Genomic DNA, 20,855 nt, shown 5'->3' on the forward strand with positions numbered 1-20,855 from the left:
CCGGCACCGCAAGGGGCGTGCACGCACCTTGCGCACTACCTGCACGAAAGGGATCCCGTCGCGGGCCTTGCCTCTTGTAGAACCCGTTACTACCTTGCGGGGCATCTCCTGATGGACCGTCAGAATCAGGGGACGGAAACCCCGATCCGAGACTCAGAACCCGGAACTGAACTCCTGGAGTTGCCGATGCCCTGTCCAGCGCTGCCCGACGGGTTCGACTTCACCGACCCCGACCTGCTCCAAGAGCGCGTGCCCCACCCGGAGTTCGCCCAGCTGCGGCAGACGGAACCGGTGCGCTGGATCGCCCAGCCGCCGCGCATCTCCGGCTTCGACGACTCGGGCTACTGGGCCGTCACCCGGCACGCGGACGTCAAGTACGTCTCCACGCACCCGGAGTTGTTCTCCTCGAACCTCAACACCGCGGTCATCCGCTTCAACGAGACGATCAGCCGCGACCAGATCGAGGTCCAGAAGCTGATCATGCTGAACATGGATCCGCCCGAGCACACCCGGGTGCGCCAGATCGTGCAGCGCGGCTTCACCCCCCGCGCCATCCGGTCCCTGGAGGACGCCCTGCGCGCCCGCGCGGGCTCCATCGTCGAGACGGCCCTGGCGAACGCGGCGGCGGACGGATCCTTCGACTTCGTCACGAACGTGGCCGTGGAACTTCCCCTCCAGGCCATCGCCGAACTCATCGGCGTCCCCCAGGACGACCGGACGAAGATCTTCGACTGGTCCAACAAGATGGCCGCGTACGACGACCCGGAGTACGCGATCACCGAGGAGGTCGGCGCCGAGGCGGCCATGGAGATCGTCTCCTACGCGATGAACCTCGCCGCCGCCCGCAAGGAGTGCCCGGCCAAGGACATCGTCAGCCAGCTGGTGGCCGCCGAGGACGAAGGCAACCTCTCCTCCGACGAGTTCGGCTTCTTCGTCATCCTGCTCGCGGTGGCCGGCAACGAGACCACCCGCAACGCCATCACCCACGGCATGCACGCCTTCCTCACCCACCCCGAGCAGTGGGAGCTCTTCAAGCGCGAGCGTCCGCAGACCACCGCCGAGGAGATCGTGCGCTGGGCGACGCCCGTCGTCTCCTTCCAGCGCACCGCGACCCAGGACACCGAGATCGGGGAGGCGAAGATCAAGAAGGGCGACCGCGTCGGCATCTTCTACTCGTCGGCCAACAACGACCCCGAGGTGTTCGAAGAGCCGGAGAAGTTCGACATCTCCCGCGACCCGAACCCGCACCTGGGATTCGGCGGCGGAGGTCCGCACTTCTGCCTCGGCAAGTCGCTCGCCGTCCTGGAGATCAACCTCATCTTCAACGCGATCGCGGACGCGCTGCCCGATCTGCGCCTGGTCTCCGACCCCCGCAGGCTCCGCTCGGCCTGGCTGAACGGCGTCAAGGAACTACAGGTCAGCACCGGCTGACCTGGCGGCCGGGGAGGCAGGGACATCTTCTCCCACGCCCTGCCCCTGCCTCCTCCTGGCCCCTCGCATGGCCCGTGCGCGGCCCGTGCTGGACCCGGGGGCCACTTGGAGGCCACCTGGGGGCCGCCCGCGGGCCGACTCTGCGCCATCAGGCTGAATATCCGGCCATCGCGTGGCGCGAGCCAACGTTCCCGTTGCCTGACGCGTCTTGAGGGGCAAACCTTGCCTCTCCAAGACTTCGAACGGAAACGGTTGCCGTGGTCTCCGCCGGTCTTCCTCTCGCCCCCTCGGGCAGCAGCACGCCCACGGAGCGGAAGGGAAACCTCCGGGAGTTCTGGCGCCGCCACCGGGTCCCGCTGCTCGCCACGCTGCCCACCCTGCCGCTGTACGCGGTGTGGGCGGCCTTCCTCGCCACCGGCGGCGGCGACCTCGCGGCACAGGAGGCCTGGGCGCGCTTCGCCTCCGAGCACGGGGCGTCCGCGTACGGCCTGTTCTGGTACGGCGGCATGCACACTGCCAACTACAGCCTGATCTCTCCCTACTTGATGGCCGCCGTGGGCGTGAAGACCGTAACGGTGGTGTCGGGAGTCGCCGGTGCCTGGCTGGTCGCCGCCCTGGTGGAACGCACCGGGCTGCGGCGCCCGCTGTGGCCCGCGGTGCTCGCCTCCCTCGCGGTGTGGTGCAACGTCGCCTCGGGGCGCACGACGTTCGCGCTCGGCATCGCCTTCGGGTTCGCGGCCTGCCTGATGCTCGTGCGGGAGCGGCGCGTGCGGGCCGCCGTGGCGTTCGCGGCCCTGGCCACGATGTCCAGCCCGGTGGCCGGGCTGTTCCTGGTGGTGGCGGGCGCGGCCTACTTCCTCGTACGCGACTGGGGGCGGGCCGCGGCGCTGATCGTGCCGCCGGTGGTGGTCGTGGGCGCGACCACCGTGCTCTTCCCGTTCGACGGCGAGCAGTTGATGCCGTTCGACCGCATCTTCCCGCCGGTCCTCTTCGGCCTGGCCCTGATCGTGGCGGCCCCGCGCGAGTGGCGGGTGCTGCGGTGGGGGGCGGCCGTGTACGCGGCGGGGACGGTCCTGACGTACCTCGTCCCCTCGCCCATCGGCACGAACGTGGAGCGCCTCGCCGAGCTGCTCGCGCCCACCGCGCTGCTCGGCGCCCTGCTTGTGCCGGCGCTGACCCGTGCGCGCCGGGTGGTGCTCGTCGTGGCGCTCGTGCTGTCCACGGCCTGGGTGACGCAGAAGACGGCGGACGACCTGACGGTGTCCACGGCCGTGCCGGAGTGGGCCGCCGACACCCGGGGCGTGGTGGAGGAGCTGGAGCGGCTCGGCGCCGACCGGGGGCGCGTGGAGGTGGTCCCGGCCCGCAACCACCGCGAGGCCACGGCCCTGGCTCCGTACGTGAACATGGCCCGCGGCTGGAACCGGCAGCTCGACATCGAGCGCGGCCGCCTCTTCTACGACGGGTCGTTCTCGGCCGCGACCTACCGCGCCTGGCTGGACAAGTGGGCCGTCGGTTACGTGGTGCTGCCCTCCGGCAAGCCGGACGGGTTCGCCGAGGACGAGGCCGCCCTGGTCGCCAGTGGCCCGAAGTGGCTGGAACCGGTGTGGCGGGACGCCCACTGGCGCGTCTTCCGGGTCAAGGACGCGGTGCCGATCGCGTCGAAGCCGGCGAGCGTGGTGAAGTCCACCGGGTCGGCCATGGTGGTGCGCGTCCCCACGCGTGCGCCGGTGACGCTGCGCCTGGTGTACTCGCCGTGGCTCCGGGCCGAGGGGGCCTGCCTGGAGCGGAACGGCGAGTTCACCCGGCTCACGGCGTCCGCACCGGGGACCTACAAGATCACTTCGGGGTACGGTCCTTCGCCGAGTCCTTCGTCATGTCGATGACCGGCGGCGGCTCGGCCCCGGTCGCCACCTTCAGGGTGCCGCCCACGCGGGGTCCCGCCAGGAGGTGGCCGATACCGAAGCCCGCGCCGACGACGGCCGCGCCGCCCACCGCGTCCAGGATCCAGTGGTTTCCGGTGGCGACGATCGCGGAGACCGTGAACAGCGGATGCAGCAGGCCGAGCGCCTTCATCCAGGGCTTCGGGGCGAGGGCCACGATCACCACGCCGCACCACAGCGACCAGCCAAAGTGCAGGGACGGCATCGCCGCGTACTGGTTGGTGAGGGCGGTCAGCGTGCCGTACTCCGGCTTGCTGAAGTCCTGCACGCCGTGGACCGTGTCGATGAAGCCGAGCTCGGGCATGAGGCGCGGCGGGGCCAGCGGGTAGAGCCAGAACCCGACGAGCGCCAGGAGCGTCGCGAAGCCGAGCGCCGAGCGGGCCCAGCGGTAGTCGGCGGGGCGGCGGACGTACAGGACGGCCAGGACGCTCAGCGGCACCACGAAGTGGAACGACGTGTAGTAGAAGTTGAAGAACTCCTTGAGCCAGTCGACCTTCACCACCGTGTGGTTGACCCAGTGCTCGACGTCGATGCGCAGGAACTGCTCGATCGCGTGGACCTGCTCGCCGTGGTGCTCGGCGGTGGCGCGTCCGCCCGAGTTGGTGCCGCCCGTCGCGGCGAGCCGCGCCTGCTGGTAGGCGGAGTAGCCGACGCGGATCAGGAGCAGTTCGAGCAGGAGGTTCGGCCGGGTGGTGACCCGGCGCCAGAACGGGAGCAGCGGCACCCGGCTCCAGCGCGCGGGCACGGGCGCGGCGTAGTCGGTGGGGACGGGCGCCTGGTACTCCGCCGCCGTGCGCGAAAGGAACGGTACGACCGTGGCGGCGGCGAGCGCGGCGATCAGCACGACGTTGTCCCTGACGGGCTCCACGACCGGCATGTTCGGCAGCATCATCTTCGCCGGCAGCGTCGACACTAGGACGACGGCCACCGGCCACATGTACCGGTCGGACTGCTTCTTGCCGACCCGGCCGACCACCGCGAGCAGCACCCACAGGAGCTGGTGCTGCCAGGTCGTCGGGGACACGGCGACGGCGACGCAGCCGGTGATCGCGACGGCGAGAAGCAGTTGCCCGTCCTTGGCGTAGCGCACGGCGCGGCGCACGCCGAACCAGACCACGGCCGCGCTCAGGGTCACGTAGAGCCCGATCTCCAGCGGCCCTTCGAGGCCGAACCGGAGCAGGGCGCCGTGCAGCGACTGGTTGGCGAGCCCGGCCGGACTCGCGCCCAGGCCCGCGCCCGCCAGGTGGTGGATCCAGTACGTCCACGAGTCGTGCGGCATCGCGGCCCAGGCGAGGGCGGTGACGGCGAGGAAGGTGGCGGCGGTGGACGCCGTGGCGCGCCGGCGGCCGGTGAACCAGAAGAGGGCGGCGAACAGCAGCAGCGTGGGCTGGAGCGCGGCCCCGATGCCGATGAGGATGCCGCTGGCGCGCTGTCCGCGGACCGCGAAGCAGCCGAGCAGGACGAGGAGGACGGGGAAGATGCTGGTCTGGCCCAGGTACAGGGTGTTGCGCACCGGGAGCGACAGCATCAGAAGACATATCGCGACGGGCGCGGCGAGCAGCGAGGTGCGCCGGGAGACGGGCTGCGGCAGGGCACGGGCGGCGACGAGGCCGAGGACCACGACCAGGAACAGCGTGCCGAACGTCCAGCCCCAGCCCAGTGCCTGCTCGGCCGCGCGGGAGAACGGCTTGAGCACGAGACCGGCGAAGGGGGTGCCGGTGAACTTGTCCGCGTCGTAGAACGATCCGTTCACGTGCAGGACGCCCTCGGGGCCGATCCAGGTCTCCAGGTCGGTGAGCCGCTCGCCCCTGGGCGTACTCAGGACGGCGGCCACCTGCCGCACCGCGAGGACGGCGGCCACCAGCCAGAGGACGACGCGGGCCGTCCCGATCCGTGTCCCGGGTGCGCCGGGCACTCCCGTCCCCAAGGCATGTCCCGGTCCTCCGTGCTCAACGTTCGCCACGTGCCGTCGGCCCTCCCGCCTCGCTCTTCGTCTCTTTTCGGTTCTGTTCGGTTCCCATCGGTTCCAACGTCCGGCCGCTACCGGGAGTTCTCCGACGGTTCCTTTTCGCGCCGTGAGGGAAGACGCGCGCCACCCCCATTCCACCTGGCGGCCACACCGCTTTCTACCGGCTTTTGCGCAGACTTCCTAACCAGACCATTTTGTCCACAAGTCGCCGATCTCCACGGGTCGCACACTCCCCGTACACACGTATCCACCATGGAACGACGGCCCGGACCTCGCGGGGCGGTTCCCCGCACGAACCGCGACATAGATCACAAGAGCGGCTTCTCGCCACCACCGGAGGCGGAACCATTCACCCTGGACAGGGGCACATTCGGGGCAATACGCGCTCGACCGGCCACCGACCGTAACGGTGCTGCCTACACCTATGGTCGCTTCCGGGCCGCCCCTCGCCGGGCGGCTCTGTCCTTGTCGTCCACCGAGAGGCAGGCGAGCGAACCCTTGCCGGCAGCCGCACCCGTCGCACCCGTAGCCCCGCAGACCCAGGCCCCTCCGTCCGCGCCCGCACCGGCCGACGTCACCGTCGTCGACCCGGCGCTGGTCAAGCGGGCGGTGAAGGCGGCGGCACTCGGCAACGCGATGGAGTGGTTCGACTTCGGCGTCTACAGCTACATCGCCGTGACGCTCGGCAAGGTCTTCTTCCCCTCGGGCAACCCCACGGCCCAGCTGCTCTCCACCTTCGGCGCCTTCGCCGCCGCGTTCCTGATCCGCCCGCTCGGCGGCATGGTCTTCGGCCCGCTCGGCGACCGCATCGGCCGGCAGAAGATCCTCGCCCTCACCATGATCATGATGGCCGCGGGCACGTTCGCGATCGGCCTGATCCCGTCGTACGCGACGATCGGCGTGGGCGCTCCGGTCCTGCTCCTCGTGGCCCGCCTGGTGCAGGGCTTCTCGACCGGCGGCGAGTACGCGGGCGCGTCCACCTTCATCGCCGAGTACGCGCCCGACAAGAAGCGCGGCTTCCTCGGCAGCTGGCTGGAGTTCGGCACCCTCGCCGGTTACATCGGCGGCGCGGGCCTGGTCACCCTGATGACGGCCCTGCTCTCCACCGAGGACCTCCTCTCCTGGGGCTGGCGCGTCCCGTTCCTGATCGCGGGCCCGATGGGCCTGATCGGCCTGTACCTGCGGATGAAGCTGGAGGAGACCCCGGCGTTCGCCGCGGAGCTCACCAAGGCGCACAAGGACGAGCGGTCCCGCCCGAAGGTCCGCCTGCGCGACATGGTCACGGGCCAGTGGAAGGCGCTGCTCCTGTGCATGGGCCTGGTCCTGGTCTTCAACGTCACGGACTACATGCTGCTGTCGTACATGCCGAGCTATCTGACGAGCGAGCTGAAGTACGACGAGACGCACGGGCTCCTGGTCGTGCTCGCCGTGATGGCGCTGATGATGTGCGTCCAGCCGTTCGCGGGCGCGCTGACCGACCGGGTGGGCCGCCGCCCGGTGATCGCCGCGGGCTGCGCGGGCTTCCTGCTCCTCTCCGTCCCCGCCCTGCTCCTGATCCGCCAGGGCTCGCTCTGGGCGATCGGCCTCGGCATGGCGGCGCTGGGCCTGCTCCTGGTCTGCTTCACGGCCTCGATGCCGTCGACGCTCCCGGCCCTCTTCCCGACGAAGGTCCGCTACGGCTCGCTCTCCATCGGCTTCAACATCTCCGTGTCGGTCTTCGGAGGCACGACGCCGCTGGTGGTGACGGCACTGATCGGAGCGACGGGCAACATGATGATGCCCGCGTACTACATGATGGCGGCGGCCGTGGTGGGCGGAGTGGCGGTGTGGTTCCTGACAGAATCCGCAGGCCAACCACTACCGGGCTCACGCCCGGCGGTGGAAAAGCAGAGCTTGAGCAAGACCGGCCAGGCTGGCGCTTGACGCGGTCTCGTTTTTCCAGCCCGGCCGGCGCTTGGGGTGGTGCCGCCTTTCCAGCCCGGCGGGCGCTTGGGGCGGTCTCGTCTTTCCAGCCCGGCGGGCGCTTGGGGCGGTCTCGTCTTTCCAGCCCGGCGGGCGCTTGGGGCCTTCTCGTACCTGGGGGAACACCCAGCCCGCCCGGCGCGCGAGGCCGTATTGCCCGCAGCCCGCCTCGCATTCCGGGCCGCCTCACCCCCAGCCCGGCCCGCGCTTGCGGTCGTCTTGCCCCCAGCCCGCCCGGCGCTTGACGCCGTATAGCCGCCAGCCCGGCCGGCGTTTGAGGCCACCTCGTTCTTTCCAGCCCGGCCGGCGTTTGAGGCCGTCTTTTCGGGGGTCCAGGGGGCGGAGCCCCATGGTTTCGGGAAGGGGCGGGATTGGGGAAAGCCCCGCAGGGCCCGCCCTTCCCCACCCCAACCCCCAGCCCAGCTCAGCGCCAGCCCAGCTCAGCCCCAGCCCCAGCCCCAGCCCCAGCTCCAGCTCCAGGTCCGGCCCCCAACGCGCCCCCTCAGCCCGGCACACCCGCCTGCCAGGCGACAAAAAGAGGCACGTCCCCACCCCCGGCACCCCCGTCGGACCCCCCATCAAGCACCACCACCCCAAACGGCCGGTTAAAGGCGATCCACTCGATCCGTCGAGGGACGAACCCCCCGCCAGGGGCCATCGGCACGGCCGTAATCGCCGACGCCTCAACCCCCTCCTCCGCAACCCGCACCACGGCCTCCTGCACCACCTGCGAGATGGCGAGCCGCTCCGGAGACATCCCGGAGAAGTCGGCCCCCTCGCTCATGGCCCACCGCACCCCCATCGCACCCAACTGCTCCGTCGCGTCCACCCGCGTCCGCAAGGACATCCGAGGCAACGCCATGTTGATCTGCTCGGCGTCGATCCCCGTCCAACGCCCCTCCGGCGCCCACGCGAGCGGCAGCACCTCGGCGGCCCCGGCCCCCGGTTCACCCAGGACGAACCGCACCCGGGCCGGCGCCCGGACCGGCGATCGGGCCGCCGCCCGCCCACCCTCCGACCGGCACTTCAGCTCGACGACGCTCGCACCGCCCACGGTCCAAGCGCAGTTCAGCGGAACGGGCCGGTGCATCGTGGGCACCCGGTGCCGCACGCCGAGCGCGTCGGTGAAATCCTGGTCGCGGGTACCAGCCCCCTCGAAGGGGATCTCCCAACGGGCCTTGAGCGCCAGCGCGTTGACCAGCACCATCAGCACATCCGGAGTGATCACCACCGGCAGCCGCTCGACGAGGCCGCCCGTGGCCTCCCGTACCCACGCGTCGATGCCGTCCGCGTCCATCGGCCCGAACCCCACGTCCGGCAGGGCCTCGCGATGGGCGCGGTACACCGGAACCCTGCTCCACACCCGCGTGGCCACGGCCAACGCATCCGTGGCGGACAGCGCACGCGCGGCCGCCGTGACCACCCCGGCGGCCTCTTCACCCGCGACGCCGAGCAGCTCCCGCAGCTCCCCGGCGGTCTCCTCCCGCGCACCCACCGCGACGGCGGCGAGAGCCAGCCACAGCCCGGCGGGCGAGCACACGAAGTCCCCCGCACCGGCGGTGTCACTGCGGCTGTGTCCGTCCACCGACCCCGGCGAGGCCATCAGCGGCAGCCACCGGTCGGCAAGCCCCCGGATCGCCGCGCCGGGCAAACCCACCCCGGTCCCATCCCCAGTCCCGGCCCCGCCCCCAACCCCCTTCACAGCCCGGACCTCAGCACCCGCCCCCGCCCCCGTCTCCATCCCCGTCCCAGCCCCGGTCCCGCCACCGACGGGACCGTCCCCCGCCCCGGCCTCGGTCCCTTCCCCGTCCCCGTACGTCATCTCAACCCCCGCAGCCCACGGCCCTCGTCCCGCCATCACGGCCCGACGACCCCAGTATGCGAGTCCCCACTGACAATCGACCCCCACCCCACTAACATCGTTAGGGAACCTAAAGAACGCCCGGAAAGGCCCCCATGACCCAGCAGCAATGGACCGCGGTGGACACGTACTTCACCGACCTGCTCACCCCCGCCGACGAGGCCCTGACCGCGGCCCTGCACGACAGCGACGCCGCCGGCCTGCCGCAGATCAGCGTCGCGCCCAACCAGGGCAAGCTGCTCCAGCTCATCGCCCAGATCCAAGGCGCGCACCGCATCCTGGAGATCGGCACCCTCGGCGGCTACAGCACGATCTGGCTGGCCCGCGCCCTGCCCGCGGACGGCCACCTGGTCACTCTGGAGTACTCCCCGGTCCACGCCGACGTGGCCCGCGGCAACCTCGCTCGCGCCGGCCTCGACAAGCTCACCGAGGTCCGCGTGGGCCCGGCCCTCGACTCGCTCGCCGCGCTGGTGGCGGAGGAGGCGGCCCCCTTCGACCTGGTCTTCATCGACGCGGACAAGGCCAACAACCCGTACTACGTGGAGTGGTCGCTCAAGCTCACCCGCCCCGGCAGCCTCATCATCGTCGACAACGTCGTCCGCAGCGGCGCGGTGGCCGACGCCGAAAGCACGGACCCCAGCGTGCAGGGCACACGCAAGGCGCTCGAACTCATCGCGAACCACCCGAAGTTGACGGGCACGGCACTCCAGACGGTAGGCACGAAGGGCTACGACGGCCTGGCACTGGCCCGAGTACTGGACTGAACACCCAGGAGGCCACAAACCCCAGCGCCACCCCGCCAAGACGGGGCCACACCCAGGCGGCCACGCAGCACCCCCGCGAAGCCCAGCCCCACCAGCCCCGCCCCACCAGCCCCGCCGCCCTCCCCCCTGGCCTCAACTCCGACCTCAACCCTCCTGATAAAAACCGACGTTCACGCTGCGAGGCCCGGCCCGATCCTGGATGACAAGATCCCCGGACCCGCCCCGAGGTAGCGGCGCCGTGCCCCCGTACTGAAGAGGCGACGGCACGCCGTCCAGGGTGAGCCGTACTTCCGAGGCGGGCTCGGGGTGCGAGCCGCGCAGCCAGGTGACGGTCCAGGCGCCGTCGGGCCCGCAGCGGAACTCCAGATGCGTGCGCGAGACGAACAGCCAGTCGTCGGGCGGCACGAGGCGGCACTGGCCGCGGTCGCGCCCCACCCGCAGTACGGAACCCGGCGCGGTCGGCGCGTCGGCCATGAGCATGCCCGCCGTCGCCCCTTCGTCAGCCCCGGACAAGCAGGCCATGGTCAGCTCCAGCACGTAAATTCCCCCACTCTCTACGACCGGACGCGCGCCGTGGAGCCGTTTCAGGCCACTCCCGCGTTCCACACCGCGCCGCCGCATCCTAAAGCGCCCCTCGCGCGAAAGCACGGGCCCTTGGAACAATGAACCCATGACCGAACGGAAGCCACCGGAAGTCACCTTCGAGTCGTGGATCGACCAGCAGATCCGTGCGGCGGAGGAGCGGGGCGACTTCGCCACGCTGCCGGGCCGCGGCAAGCCGCTTCCGCGGGGCCTCGACACCGCCTCGTACGACGAGCAGTGGTGGATCAAGCAGAAGATGGCCCGCGAGGGCCTCTCCCACCTGCCCCCGACACTCGCCCTGCGCAAGGAGGCCGAGGACGTCCTGGCCGCGGCGCCCGACGCCCCGTCCGAGCAAGCGGCCCGCAGATTGGTGACGGACCTCAACGCCAAGATCCGCGAGGCCCTGCGCATGCCGCCTCCGGGCCCGCCCCTGGGCCTGAAGCCCTTCGACGTGGACAAGGTGGCCCACCAGTGGCGCACCCACCACGAGAACAGGACCACATAGGCCACCATGCCCAGACGCCCCCCAGCACGATCGACAGCCCTGGCCGCAGCGCTCCTCGCGACGACCCTCTTGTCGTCCTGCACCTCAGGAACAGACGCCGAGAGCGCCCCGCCCCCAAAAGAGTCAGCCCGCAAGGCGGTCGAGTCGTACGTGACGGCGCTGAACACCCGCGACGCGGACCGGCTGATCGACGTGGGCGGCGTACCGGACGACGCCCGTGCCCGCGACGAGGCCCGCCGGATCCTCGCCGACAAGGGCGGCCGGGGGCTGTCGGTCAAGAAGATCGACATCGACCTGGACATGGGCCCCGACGTCGGATCGGTGAAGCTGACGGCACAGGAGAAGTCCGGCAAGAACACCCGTGAGACGTTCAGCGTCGTAAAGAGGAACGGCACCTGGCACCTCACCCTCTTCACGGACCGCCCGACCTCACCCGACAAACCGAGTTCGTCGACGCGGCCCACCCGTACACCGTCCTAACAACGCCCCACCCCCACCGCGCCAGCCGCCACGCCCCCCGGGTGCCTCAAGGTGACCGTCCGCCCTTTCCGCCCTTGCGGCAGGATGAGTGCATGAGCATCGTCAAGATCAATGTCCTGACCGTCCCCGCCGAACAGCGGGAAACCCTCGAGAAGCGCTTCGCGTCCCGCGCCGGCGCCGTCGAGAACTCCGACGGCTTCGAGTGGTTCGAGCTTCTGCGCCCCATCGAGGGCACCGACGACTACCTGGTCTACACGCGCTGGCGTGACGAGGAGTCCTTCCAGGCGTGGATGGAGGGCCCGATGAAGTCGGCGCACCAGGGCGGCGGCGCAGGCGGCGAAGAGCGCCCCAAGCCCGCGTCGAGCAGCGCCGCGGTGTGGTCCTTCGAGGTCGTCCAGCAGGCGTCACCCAAGGGCGAATAGTTCTCACAACGGGTAGCTCATCACCGGGCGGTATGGGAAAAAAGCGCACCGCCCGCCACCTACCCACCCACGTCATCGGTCGATTCACCACGGCGCTGATCGTGTCCGCCTGCCACCTCTCCGCTCGCAGTGACCTTGCCCCGCCTCTGGATTCATCCGGATGCGGGGCGCGTGCGTAGAGGGGCATACGAGCGCGCATGCCGGTGAGAGCAGCACTCGCCCTGCCGGCTATGTCGCATCAAGCTGCACGGTCGGCACCCACCGCGACTTACGAAACGCTGACCGCACGCGAATGGGCACTGATCGCCAAGGACCCCGATGCGCACGCGGGTGAGCGGTACGTCGTGTACGGAGTCGTCACGCAGTCCGATGCGGCAACGGGCGCGGAGGCCCTGCGCGCCGACGTCGACGGTATTCGGCACTCCTATGCCTACGAGTACCCGACCAACACCGTTCTGACCGGGGATGAAAAGGCGTTCGCGAAGATCGTGGCCGATGACAGCTTCACGGCCAAGGTCGAGGTGCGTGGTTCCATCGAGTACGAGAACCAGATCGGAGGCGAGACGGCCGCGCCGGAGTTGCAGGTGGATTCCATCAAGGTGCTGTCTCCCGCCTCGTAGGCGGATAGGCGGATAGGCGGATAGGCGGATAGGGGCGGATAGCCCGAGAGCCGGATAGGGCGATAGCCGGATGGCGGAGACAGTCGCCCGGGAAAAGCGGTACCGATTCGCGGGGCGGGCGTGGTGGCATGGAGGGATGATGTCCGTCGATCGGGTGTTCGCTTTTGCGGCCATGTCGTTCCTGCTCATCGTCGTTCCCGGGCCCAGCGTCCTGTTCGTGATCGGGCGGGCGCTGGCGCAGGGGCGCCGGGCCGCGCTGACCTCCGTGGTGGGGAACACGCTCGGGGCGTACGTGCTCGTCGTGGCCGTCGCGCTCGGCGTCGGATCCGTGGTCGAGCGCTCGGTCGCCGTCTTCACCGCCCTGAAGCTGCTGGGCGCCGCCTATCTGGTGTATCTGGGGGTCAAGGCGGTGCGCCAACGCGGCTCGCTGCACGCCGCGTTCAGCGGTGAAGGTCCCGCCCGCAGTGGGTTCCGTACCCTGTGGGAGGGGTTCGCGGTCGGCGTCGCCAACCCCAAGACCATCGTGTTCTTCGCCGCCGTCCTGCCGCACTTCGTCGACCGCGATCAAGGCCACGTCGCCCTGCAAATGCTGGTGCTCGGCCTCGTCTTCAACGCCATCGCCCTGGCGTCCGACAGCGCGTGGGGCCTGGTCGCGGCCACCGCGCGCGGCTGGTTCGCCGACTCCCCCCGACGCCTGTCGATGATCGGCGGGGTCGGTGGACTCACCATGATCGGGCTCGGCGTGAGCGTCGCGGCCACCGGGCGCAAGGACTCCTAATTCGCTTGCGGAGCAGGGCCGTCATGTCCCGAGAATGGCGTCCATGATGCGTATCGACCGCAGTGCTGCGGCCTCCGACGGTGCTTCCTCGTCCGTCGCGTCCTCCTCCTGGACCGTCGCGCCCGAAGCCGTCGGCTCCCCCGTGGCCGCGGCGCTCTGGCGTGCGTACTACACGGAGGTCAGCGACCGGTACTACCTCCTCCACGAGGGGCGCAGGACCGCGCCCGACGAGCTGGAGCGCGAGATCGCCGCGGAGACGGGCGACGACCTGCGCCCGCCCACCGGCGTACTCCTCGTCGCCCGTCACGAAGGCGAGCCCGCGGGAACGGCCGGGGTGCGGTTCATGGGCGAGCTGAAGGGCCTGCGCACCGCCGAGCTCAAGCGGGTCTTCCTCCGCGAGGACCTGCGCGGCAAGGGCGGCGCCACGCTCCTCCTCGCCGTCGCCGAGGACGCCGCCCGCGCGCTCGGCGCAGAGCGCCTCATCCTCGACACCCGCCTGGACCTGGTCGAGGCCAGAGCGCTCTACGCCCGCCACGGCTACGAGGAGTGCGAGCCGCTCACCGAGCGGATGTACGCCGAGTGCTGGTTCGCCAAGAGGCTTGCGCCGACCGGGGGTTGAGTTTCGTGGAGCGGCCCGCGCGACCGATCGCCTGACCTCCCGCGCGACCGACCGCCTGGGCTCCCGCGCGACCGATGCCCTGACCTCCCGCCCGACCGATCGCCCGACCCCCCAACTGCTCGCCCCCCGACTGCCCCAATGCCCCAATGCCCCAGCAAGGGCAACCCCCGGGCGAGATGGCGGCGCCGCTCAGGCCGCCACCCCGCGCTGTGCCGGCTTACCGTCGTGCGGCCGTTCCGCGTCCGAGCCGCACATCTCGGCGCCGAGTTCCTCGACGAGTTGTACGAGGTCGGTGGGCCGGTCCGGGCCCCACCAGTCGCCCAGCAGCTCGGCCAGGGACTCCTCGCGGGCCTTGGCCAGCTTGGTGACCACCGCTCGCCCCTCGTCGGTCAGCGACAGGCCCATGCCCTGGCGCCGGGCGAGCCTGCGCTCCTCGATCTGGCGGGACGCCGCCGTGATCACGGAGAGGGGTACGGCGCTGCGCTCGGCCAGCGTCGCCGGTTCCACGTGGCCGTGGCGGCTGATCCGCAGCAGGAGCCAACTGGCGGCGGGCAGCAGGTCGTAACCCGCCCGCTCGGTGATGCGCACGTAGATCTCCCGGCGCCCCTCCCGCGTCCCGAGGACCGAGAGCGCCCGCGCCACCTCGTCGTACGACGAACGCTCGACGGGATTGCTGGCGAGCGTCTGCGTCGGATCCGGCGCGGTGACCGAGCCCCGCAGCTTGTCCTCGCGCAGGAACCAGGCCAGGACGAAGGCGATCAGGGCCACCGGCGCCGCGTACAGGAAGACGTCGGTGATGGACGAGGCGTACGCGTGGATCACGTCGGGCCGCAGCGTCGGCGGGAGTTCGGCGATGCCCCGCGGGTCCGCCGTGAGGGAGTCCGCGCTGACGCCGGGCGGCAGGTCCTGGCCGGCGACGGCGTCGGAGAGCTTGGTGACGAGGCGGTTGGCGAAGATCGTGCCGAAGATCGCGACACCGAACGAGGCTCCGATGGACCGGAAGAACGTCGCGCCGGACGTGGCGACGCCCAGATCCCCGTACGGCACCGCGTTCTGCACGATCAGGACAAGGACCTGCATGACCAGGCCGAGCCCGAAGCCGAAGACGAAGAAGTAGGCGCTCATCTCACCCGTGGAGCTGTTCTCGTCGAGCTGGTGGAGCAGGAGCAGGCCGAGGGCCGTGACGCCGGTGCCCGCGACCGGGAACACCTTCCAGCGGCCCGTACGGCTGACGATCTGGCCGGACGCGGTCGACGAGATCAGCATGCCGATCACCATCGGCAGCATGTGCACGCCCGACATCGTCGGCGAGACGCCCTGCACGACCTGGAGGAACGTCGGCAGATAGGTCATCGCCCCGAACATCGCGAAGCCGACCACGAAGCTGATGATCGCGGAGAGCGTGAACGTCCTGACCCGGAACAGTTTCATCGGGATGACCGGCTCGGCCGCCCTGCGCTCGATGGCCACGAAGACCACGGCGAGCACGACGCCGAGCACGGCGAGCGCGATGATCTGCGGCGATCCCCACGCCCAGGTGGTGCCGCCGAGCGAGGCGACGAGGACGAGACAGGTGGCGACGGCGGCGATCAGGAAGGTGCCGAGGTAGTCGATGACGTGCTTCTGCGAGCGCACCGGGATGTGCAGGGCGGCGGCGATGACGACGAGCGCCACGACGCCGATGGGCAGGTTGACGTAGAAGACCCAGCGCCAGCTGAGATGCTCGGTGAAGAGGCCGCCGAGCAGCGGCCCCAGGACGCTCGTGGCGCCGAAGACCGCGCCGAACAGGCCCTGGTACTTGCCGCGTTCACGCGGCGAGACGATGTCGCCGACGATCGCCATCGACAGGACCATCAGCCCGCCGCCGCCGATGCCCTGGAGCGCGCGGAAGCCGATGAGCTGCGGCATGTTCTGCGCCATGCCGCAGAGCGCCGAGCTGATCAGGAAGATCACGATGGCCAGCTGGAACAGCTTCTTGCGGCCGTACTGGTCGCCGAGCTTGCCCCACAGCGGTGTCGCGGCCGTCGCGGCGAGCAGATACGCGGTGACCACCCAGGAGAGGTGCTCCATGCCGCCGAGTTCGCTGACGATGGTGGGCAGCGCGGTCGAGACGATGGTCTGGTCGAGGGCGGCGAGCAGCATGCCGAGCAGCAACGCGCCGATGGAGACCAGTACGCCGCCGTGCGCGTGCGTCTCCGGCGGCCCGGGAGCGGGACCCGGCTCCGGCCCCGGCCCCGCGGGGCGGGCGCTGACGTCCTGAGTCATGGACACCTCCTGAGGGCTCGCGCGGGTCTCGCGACCTCACGCGCCGGGCTCCTCCCTATCCATCCTGGTGCGTGTGACCCGTTATGGCCTGTTGAAACGAGGGTCTGCATAATCGCTGGAGTTCTCTAGGGGTGGGGTACGAAGAGTGAGCAGCAGCGAAAACCATGCGGACGGCCGTGCGGGCGGCGAGGACGGCGAGGGCGGCACTGGGGGTGCCGGCGGGGACGACGTGCCCGGCGGTGACGCCCGGGACGGTCAGCGATGCCCGGAGTGCGGTACGTCTCGCGCGCCGGGCGGCGGGCCCGCCTGCGGCTGTACGGAGCGGGCCGCCGACGCGGCAAGGGCCGTTCGGTCCGCGGACGCGGCCGCCGCGGGAGACTTCGATCCGCTGCGGATCCGTCCGTACGTGACGCTCGCGGAGCCTGGGGGCGGTGCGAGTGGCGCTGGGGGGCCGGGCGCGGATGCCGGGCACGGCTCTTCCGGGGATGGCACTCCCGGGTACGGCAGTCCCGGGGACGGCAGTCCCGGGGACGGCAGTCCCGGGGACGGCAGTCCCGGGGACGGCAGTCCCGGGGACGCGGTGGCGTCTGGGCTACGGCTGGGGTCGGGGCCGGCGACCCCCTCGACCGTTCTCCCGCCGGAAGCGGCGACTCCGCCACGGTCGGCGGATGTGGGGCTGTTCGAGGCGGGGGCGGGGGGCGCAGCTGGCGGGTCCGGCGCGTCTGGCTTCTCGGGCTCTACGGGCTCTACGGGCCCTGCAGGCTCCCCGGGCTTGGGCTTGCAGGGCTTGCAGGGCCGGGGGCTCTCCTCGCAGGGCGGGGATCCGCTCCCTCTGCCGTACGACGACCTGCCGTACGACGACGAACCGGGACCCCGGCGGCGCGGCGGGCGCGGTCGGGGCGGTCGAGACGATCGAGATGGTCGAGATGGTCGAGGCGGTCGCCGTGTGGGCCTGTACGCGGCGATGGGCGCCGGGGCGGCCGTGGTGGCCGTCGCAGTACTCGCGGCGGTCCTGCTCTCGCCCGACAAGCCGCAACGGGACGAGGCCCTGCCTGACGTGCCCACGCGCGCGGTGACGGCCCCGTCCGATTCCGCCACCGAGCCTTCGAAGTCGGCGTCGGCTTCTCCGTCGCCCGCCGCTCCCTCGTCCGCTCCCGCACCCTCGTCGGCGTCACCGTCGCGGGAGGCGAGCCCTTCTCCGTCCGCGTCCCGCACGGCCTCGCGCAAGCCGCGGTCCACCCCGCCGCCGAGCCGCTCGACGGCACGGGCCACGGGTTCGGTGGAGCCGTCGGAACCGAAGTCCGGCGGTGTCCTGCGCCGCGGGGACAGGGGCCCGGAGGTCGAGGAACTCCAGCAACGCCTGCGGCAGCTGTACCTGTACCTGGGCGAGCCCCACGGCACGTACACCAGGGAGGTCGCGGACGCGGTGGCCCGCTTCCAGTACGCCCGGGGGACGCAACGCGACGGCGAGGGCGTCTACGGCAGGGAGACCCGGGAGGCCTTGGAGGCGGAGACGAGGGAGCCGTAGGACAGGGGGCACCGCCCCCCTGCGGCTGCCCGCTCAGACTGCCCACCCGCCCCCTCAGGAGGAGCAGGCGGCAGGCGGCAGGCGGCAGAGGAAAAGCCAAGGCGCCTCGCACCGCAAGGTGCGAGGCGCCGAAAAGCCCGCAGGGACCTTGGAGCAGGAGCCAAGCGGGCCCCAACACCCCAAGCCCCTCAGAGCCCTAAAGCCCCAGGCCCCCAAGGTCCCAGGGCTCCAATCCCCTCAACCCCTCAACCCCCCGAAGCCCCGAGACCCCGAGACCCAAAATCCCAGGCCCCCCGGCCAGAAAAAATCAGCCGAAGTGGAGCCGAAGCCCTCCCCCGGCCACCGCCTCCACCCGTACCTCCGTCAGATCGCCGACATGCACGGTGGGCCCGTACTCCCCGGCCCGGGGGCCTATCCCCACGACCCGCATGCCCGCCGCCAGCCCCGCGGCTATGCCCGCCCCGGAGTCCTCGAACACGATGCAGTCGGCGGGGTCGAAGCCCAGCTCGGCGGCCCCCTTGAGAAATCCCTCGGGGTCGGGCTTGCTCGCCCCCACGCTCTCGGCGGTTATCCGCACGGCGGGCAGGGAAAGACCGGCCGCGGCCATGCGCCCGGTGGACAGGGGCACGTCGGCGGACGTCACGAGCGCGTGCGGGAGCCCCTGGAGCGAGGCCAGGAAGGCGGCGGCTCCCGGCACGGGAACGACACCCTCCATGTCCGCGGTCTCGGCGACCAGCATCTCGCGGTTCTCCGCGTAGTTCTCCTCCATGTCCCGCTCCGGCAGCAGCACGGCCATCGACGCGTACCCCTGCCGCCCGTGGACGACCTTGATGACCTCGTCGAAGTCGAGCCCGTGCTTGTCGGACCACCGCCGCCAGCAGCGCTCGACCACGGCGTCCGAGTTGACGAGCGTCCCGTCCATGTCCAGGAGGAGGGCTCGGGCGGTCAGTACAGGGGCAGTCTCGGCCGTCATCGACGTACTCCAGAGCACAGAGGGAGAGGCACGGGCGGAGGAAGGAATTCCGTACGAAAAAAATCAAGGCGGCTCCGCCCGCCGGTCAGGGAACACGGGCGGAGCCACTTTGTTCCTCCACGATACAAAAAGGGGCCATCAGACGCCAGCACCGCAGGTCACAGCCTTACAAGGCACCTCAAGCACACCTAAGGGACACCTCAGGCAATTCAACGCATTCGGCGGGGCCGGGAGATCATGCGAGTCGGCGCAGCGCCGCACCACCGCAGCGCGTCAGGCAATCGCCTCGTACAGGCTCCACACGCCGAGCGCCGTCATCAGGAGCGCCGCGATCTTGGTGATGAGCGACAGCGGTACCCGCTTCATCAGTGCCTTTCCGCCGACGATGCCGAGACCGGCGACCGCCCAGAGCGCGAGCACCGCGCCGAGACCCACGGAGAGCGGGTCGTCGTACCGCGCGGCCAGGTTCGCCGTCATGATCTGCGTCAGGTCACCGAACTCCGCGACCAGGATCAGCATGAATCCCGCGCCGGAGACCTTCCAGAAGCTCTGGTCCTTGGGTTCGCGGACCTCTTCCTCGTCGTCCCCGCCCTTCAGGAGCAGCATCGCCGCGCCGCCGAGGAAGAGGACGCCGGTGAGCGCGTGCAGCAGCTGCTGCGGTAGGAGCGTCAGCACGCTGCCCGCCGCCACGGCGAGCACGACATGGACGACGAAGGCGGCCGCGACCCCGACGAAGACGTACGAGGCGCGGTAGCGCGTCCCGAGGACGAGCCCGGCCAGCGCTGTCTTGTCCGGGAGTTCGGCAAGGAAGACGACGCCGAAGACGAGCGCCATCACGCTGATGCTGATCAAGGTTCCTCAATCGGTCAGGGCCGCCCCACCGAGAGCAATCTGTACATCACGTACGACACCTCGGCACGGCAGCACACACGGACGTACACGGTCATGTACGTCGGGCACTGCTTGCCGAAGGTCTCGCTGGCCGACCACGTCGATGACGGGGCCCGCCTCCGGGCGCCGGCTCAGGCGAGCTGAGCAGTATGTCGACGGTCCGGCGAAGAGCTACTCCCCTTCTGCGCCATCCATCCTACGGGACGCCCGCGCGGCCCGGACCAGGGCCTTTCGCCCCTCCCGGGAAGTGACCCGCACCACTCCCCGAAAGCGGCCACACTCCCCTCCGACGCTCCCCCGCCACCCCAGAACCTCACCACCCACGACCCACTACCCATCGCCCCGCCACAGCGCCCCACCCCCGCCCTTTTGGCCCCCTCCGTCAACTTCCGCACACACGAACGGACATGACACGGCGCCAGAACTCTTGAACTGACCACCTGATTGACGCGACCCTGTCACTTGACGCACATCCGCAGGAAACCCCACCGCGTCAGCATGGCCGCCCCAACGGCCAATTTCCCCCCACGTCAAGGGAGTTCGCATGTCCGCTGTCTACGCGCGTCGACGCCTCGTCACTCTCACCGCCCTGACCGCGCTCGCCTCCGGGGCGGCCCTCCTCACCGGCGCCCCCGCCCAGGCCGCACCCCCGGCCCCGGTCTCCGCCGCCACCGCCCGCACCTACCTGGGGCAGCTCACCGAGAAGGCCGAGGGCTCGTCCGACGGCTACAGCCGCGACAAGTTCCCGCACTGGAAGACCCAGTCCGGCGCCTGCAACACCCGCGAGGTCGTCCTCAAGCGCGACGGCACGAACGTCCAGCAGGACTCCAGCTGCGCGGCCACGTCGGGCACCTGGAAGTCCCCCTACGACGGCGGCACCTGGACTGCGGCGTCCGACGTGGACATCGACCACGTCGTCCCGCTCTCCGAGGCCTGGAAGTCCGGCGCGAGCAGCTGGACCACCGCCCAGCGGGAAGGTTTCGCCAACGACCTCACCCGGCCGCAGCTGATCGCGGTCACCGACAACGTCAACCAGAGCAAGGGCGACCAGGACCCGGCGGAATGGCTGCCGCCGACCACGTCGTACCACTGCTACTACGCCCGGATGTGGGTGGACGTGAAGCACCACTACAGCCTCACGGTGAACGCGGCGGAGAAGACCAAGCTGTCCTCGATCCTCGCCGGCTGCTGAGGCCACCGGCCGCGAGCCGTCAGGTAACCGGCCTGTAACCAGCGGGAATCCCCGGAACCTCCCCATCGGCCTC

General features: G+C 70.7%; 18 protein-coding genes. 12 read left to right on the plus strand and 6 right to left on the minus strand.

Annotated elements, in window-relative coordinates; translation table 11 throughout:
* The first annotated feature begins 186 nt into the window (after positions 1 to 186).
* Together QBL25_RS14515 and QBL25_RS14520 are read left to right on the plus strand one after the other, a co-directional pair.
* The gene (locus tag QBL25_RS14515) at positions 187 to 1,431 is read left to right on the plus strand and encodes a cytochrome P450 (protein ID WP_409057457.1); all 1,245 of its coding nucleotides are present in this window, start codon (positions 187 to 189) and stop codon (positions 1,429 to 1,431) included.
* Positions 1,432 to 1,688: 257 nt separating this feature from the next.
* Positions 1,689 to 3,314 (plus strand): hypothetical protein, encoded by a 1,626-nt coding sequence (locus QBL25_RS14520; RefSeq protein WP_409057458.1) that lies wholly within the window; start codon positions 1,689 to 1,691, stop codon positions 3,312 to 3,314.
* Here the strand turns inward: QBL25_RS14520 and QBL25_RS14525 are convergent.
* Positions 3,268 to 5,334 (minus strand): bifunctional glycosyltransferase 87/phosphatase PAP2 family protein, encoded by a 2,067-nt coding sequence (locus QBL25_RS14525; RefSeq protein ID WP_409057459.1) that lies wholly within the window; start codon positions 5,332 to 5,334, stop codon positions 3,268 to 3,270. The two genes, QBL25_RS14520 and QBL25_RS14525, sit on opposite strands and share 47 nt — an antisense overlap.
* A 504-nt stretch (positions 5,335 to 5,838) precedes the next feature.
* Between QBL25_RS14525 and proP the strand changes: the two genes are divergently transcribed.
* Positions 5,839 to 7,263 (plus strand): glycine betaine/L-proline transporter ProP, encoded by a 1,425-nt coding sequence (gene proP / locus QBL25_RS14530; protein WP_409057460.1) that lies wholly within the window; start codon positions 5,839 to 5,841, stop codon positions 7,261 to 7,263.
* Positions 7,264 to 7,804: 541 nt separating this feature from the next.
* Here proP and QBL25_RS14535 read toward each other — a convergent pair.
* A complete protein-coding gene (locus tag QBL25_RS14535) occupies positions 7,805 to 8,905 on the minus strand; it encodes a serpin family protein (protein WP_409062649.1) in 1,101 nt (366 codons plus the stop codon).
* A gap of 353 nt (positions 8,906 to 9,258) precedes the next feature.
* On the opposite strand from QBL25_RS14535, the gene QBL25_RS14540 reads away from it, so the two are divergent.
* On the plus strand, positions 9,259 to 9,927 hold the full coding sequence (locus tag QBL25_RS14540) for an O-methyltransferase (RefSeq protein WP_409057461.1): 669 nt from the start codon (positions 9,259 to 9,261) through the stop codon (positions 9,925 to 9,927).
* 144 nt (positions 9,928 to 10,071) lie between these two features.
* On the opposite strand, the gene QBL25_RS14545 is transcribed toward QBL25_RS14540, so the two are convergent.
* Positions 10,072 to 10,464, minus strand: a complete 393-nt coding sequence (locus tag QBL25_RS14545) for a hypothetical protein (protein WP_409057462.1) — start codon at positions 10,462 to 10,464, stop codon at positions 10,072 to 10,074.
* Positions 10,465 to 10,597: 133 nt separating this feature from the next.
* Here QBL25_RS14545 and QBL25_RS14550 point away from each other — a divergent pair, with 133 nt between their 5' ends.
* The 6 genes from QBL25_RS14550 (at position 10,598) to QBL25_RS14575 (ending at position 13,933) form a co-directional block, all read left to right on the plus strand.
* Positions 10,598 to 11,014, plus strand: a complete 417-nt coding sequence (locus tag QBL25_RS14550; RefSeq protein WP_409057463.1) for a DUF1992 domain-containing protein — start codon at positions 10,598 to 10,600, stop codon at positions 11,012 to 11,014.
* Positions 11,015 to 11,164: 150 nt separating this feature from the next.
* A complete protein-coding gene (locus QBL25_RS14555) occupies positions 11,165 to 11,494 on the plus strand; it encodes a hypothetical protein (RefSeq protein ID WP_409057464.1) in 330 nt (109 codons plus the stop codon).
* Between the two features lie 92 nt (positions 11,495 to 11,586).
* A complete protein-coding gene (locus QBL25_RS14560) occupies positions 11,587 to 11,916 on the plus strand; it encodes an antibiotic biosynthesis monooxygenase family protein (protein ID WP_409057465.1) in 330 nt (109 codons plus the stop codon).
* A 197-nt stretch (positions 11,917 to 12,113) separates the two neighbouring features.
* The gene (locus tag QBL25_RS14565) at positions 12,114 to 12,536 is read left to right on the plus strand and encodes a hypothetical protein (RefSeq protein ID WP_409057466.1); all 423 of its coding nucleotides are present in this window, start codon (positions 12,114 to 12,116) and stop codon (positions 12,534 to 12,536) included.
* 136 nt (positions 12,537 to 12,672) lie between these two features.
* A complete protein-coding gene (locus tag QBL25_RS14570; RefSeq protein WP_409057467.1) occupies positions 12,673 to 13,314 on the plus strand; it encodes a LysE family translocator in 642 nt (213 codons plus the stop codon).
* A 46-nt stretch (positions 13,315 to 13,360) separates the two neighbouring features.
* Positions 13,361 to 13,933: a GNAT family N-acetyltransferase gene (locus QBL25_RS14575; RefSeq protein ID WP_409062650.1), complete on the plus strand. Its 573-nt coding sequence runs from the start codon at positions 13,361 to 13,363 to the stop codon at positions 13,931 to 13,933.
* Between the two features lie 189 nt (positions 13,934 to 14,122).
* On the opposite strand, the gene QBL25_RS14580 is transcribed toward QBL25_RS14575, so the two are convergent.
* A complete protein-coding gene (locus QBL25_RS14580; RefSeq protein ID WP_409057468.1) occupies positions 14,123 to 16,198 on the minus strand; it encodes a DHA2 family efflux MFS transporter permease subunit in 2,076 nt (691 codons plus the stop codon).
* Between the two features lie 946 nt (positions 16,199 to 17,144).
* Between QBL25_RS14580 and QBL25_RS14585 the strand changes: the two genes are divergently transcribed.
* A complete protein-coding gene (locus tag QBL25_RS14585; protein ID WP_409057469.1) occupies positions 17,145 to 17,726 on the plus strand; it encodes a peptidoglycan-binding protein in 582 nt (193 codons plus the stop codon).
* Between the two features lie 307 nt (positions 17,727 to 18,033).
* Here QBL25_RS14585 and QBL25_RS14590 read toward each other — a convergent pair whose 3' ends face one another.
* Both QBL25_RS14590 and QBL25_RS14595 read right to left on the minus strand, forming a co-directional pair.
* Positions 18,034 to 18,699 (minus strand): HAD-IA family hydrolase, encoded by a 666-nt coding sequence (locus QBL25_RS14590; RefSeq protein ID WP_409057470.1) that lies wholly within the window; start codon positions 18,697 to 18,699, stop codon positions 18,034 to 18,036.
* A gap of 273 nt (positions 18,700 to 18,972) precedes the next feature.
* A complete protein-coding gene (locus tag QBL25_RS14595; RefSeq protein ID WP_409057471.1) occupies positions 18,973 to 19,551 on the minus strand; it encodes a TMEM165/GDT1 family protein in 579 nt (192 codons plus the stop codon).
* A gap of 583 nt (positions 19,552 to 20,134) precedes the next feature.
* Here QBL25_RS14595 and QBL25_RS14600 point away from each other — a divergent pair.
* Positions 20,135 to 20,782, plus strand: coding sequence for an HNH endonuclease family protein (locus QBL25_RS14600; protein WP_409057472.1), 648 nt, complete (start codon positions 20,135 to 20,137; stop codon positions 20,780 to 20,782).
* Positions 20,783 to 20,855: the final 73 nt, after the last annotated feature.

It is taken from the genome of Streptomyces sp. SYP-A7185 (assembly GCF_046103685.1).
GTDB lineage: Bacteria > Actinomycetota > Actinomycetes > Streptomycetales > Streptomycetaceae > Streptomyces.

What these genes read in the sequence shown, in the direction of transcription:
- QBL25_RS14560 (WP_409057465.1), top strand. Translation starts at nt 11,587, where the DNA reads ATGAGCATCGTCAAGATCAATGTCCTGACCGTCCCCGCCGAACAGCGG.
- QBL25_RS14590 (WP_409057470.1), bottom strand. Translation starts at nt 18,699, where the DNA reads ATGACGGCCGAGACTGCCCCTGTACTGACCGCCCGAGCCCTCCTCCTG.
- QBL25_RS14550 (WP_409057463.1), top strand. Translation starts at nt 10,598, where the DNA reads ATGACCGAACGGAAGCCACCGGAAGTCACCTTCGAGTCGTGGATCGAC.
- QBL25_RS14535 (WP_409062649.1), bottom strand. Translation starts at nt 8,905, where the DNA reads ATGGCCTCGCCGGGGTCGGTGGACGGACACAGCCGCAGTGACACCGCC.
- QBL25_RS14540 (WP_409057461.1), top strand. Translation starts at nt 9,259, where the DNA reads ATGACCCAGCAGCAATGGACCGCGGTGGACACGTACTTCACCGACCTG.
- QBL25_RS14565 (WP_409057466.1), top strand. Translation starts at nt 12,114, where the DNA reads ATGCCGGTGAGAGCAGCACTCGCCCTGCCGGCTATGTCGCATCAAGCT.
- QBL25_RS14575 (WP_409062650.1), top strand. Translation starts at nt 13,361, where the DNA reads ATGCGTATCGACCGCAGTGCTGCGGCCTCCGACGGTGCTTCCTCGTCC.
- QBL25_RS14580 (WP_409057468.1), bottom strand. Translation starts at nt 16,198, where the DNA reads ATGACTCAGGACGTCAGCGCCCGCCCCGCGGGGCCGGGGCCGGAGCCG.
- QBL25_RS14515 (WP_409057457.1), top strand. Translation starts at nt 187, where the DNA reads ATGCCCTGTCCAGCGCTGCCCGACGGGTTCGACTTCACCGACCCCGAC.
- QBL25_RS14600 (WP_409057472.1), top strand. Translation starts at nt 20,135, where the DNA reads ATGTCCGCTGTCTACGCGCGTCGACGCCTCGTCACTCTCACCGCCCTG.
- QBL25_RS14570 (WP_409057467.1), top strand. Translation starts at nt 12,673, where the DNA reads ATGATGTCCGTCGATCGGGTGTTCGCTTTTGCGGCCATGTCGTTCCTG.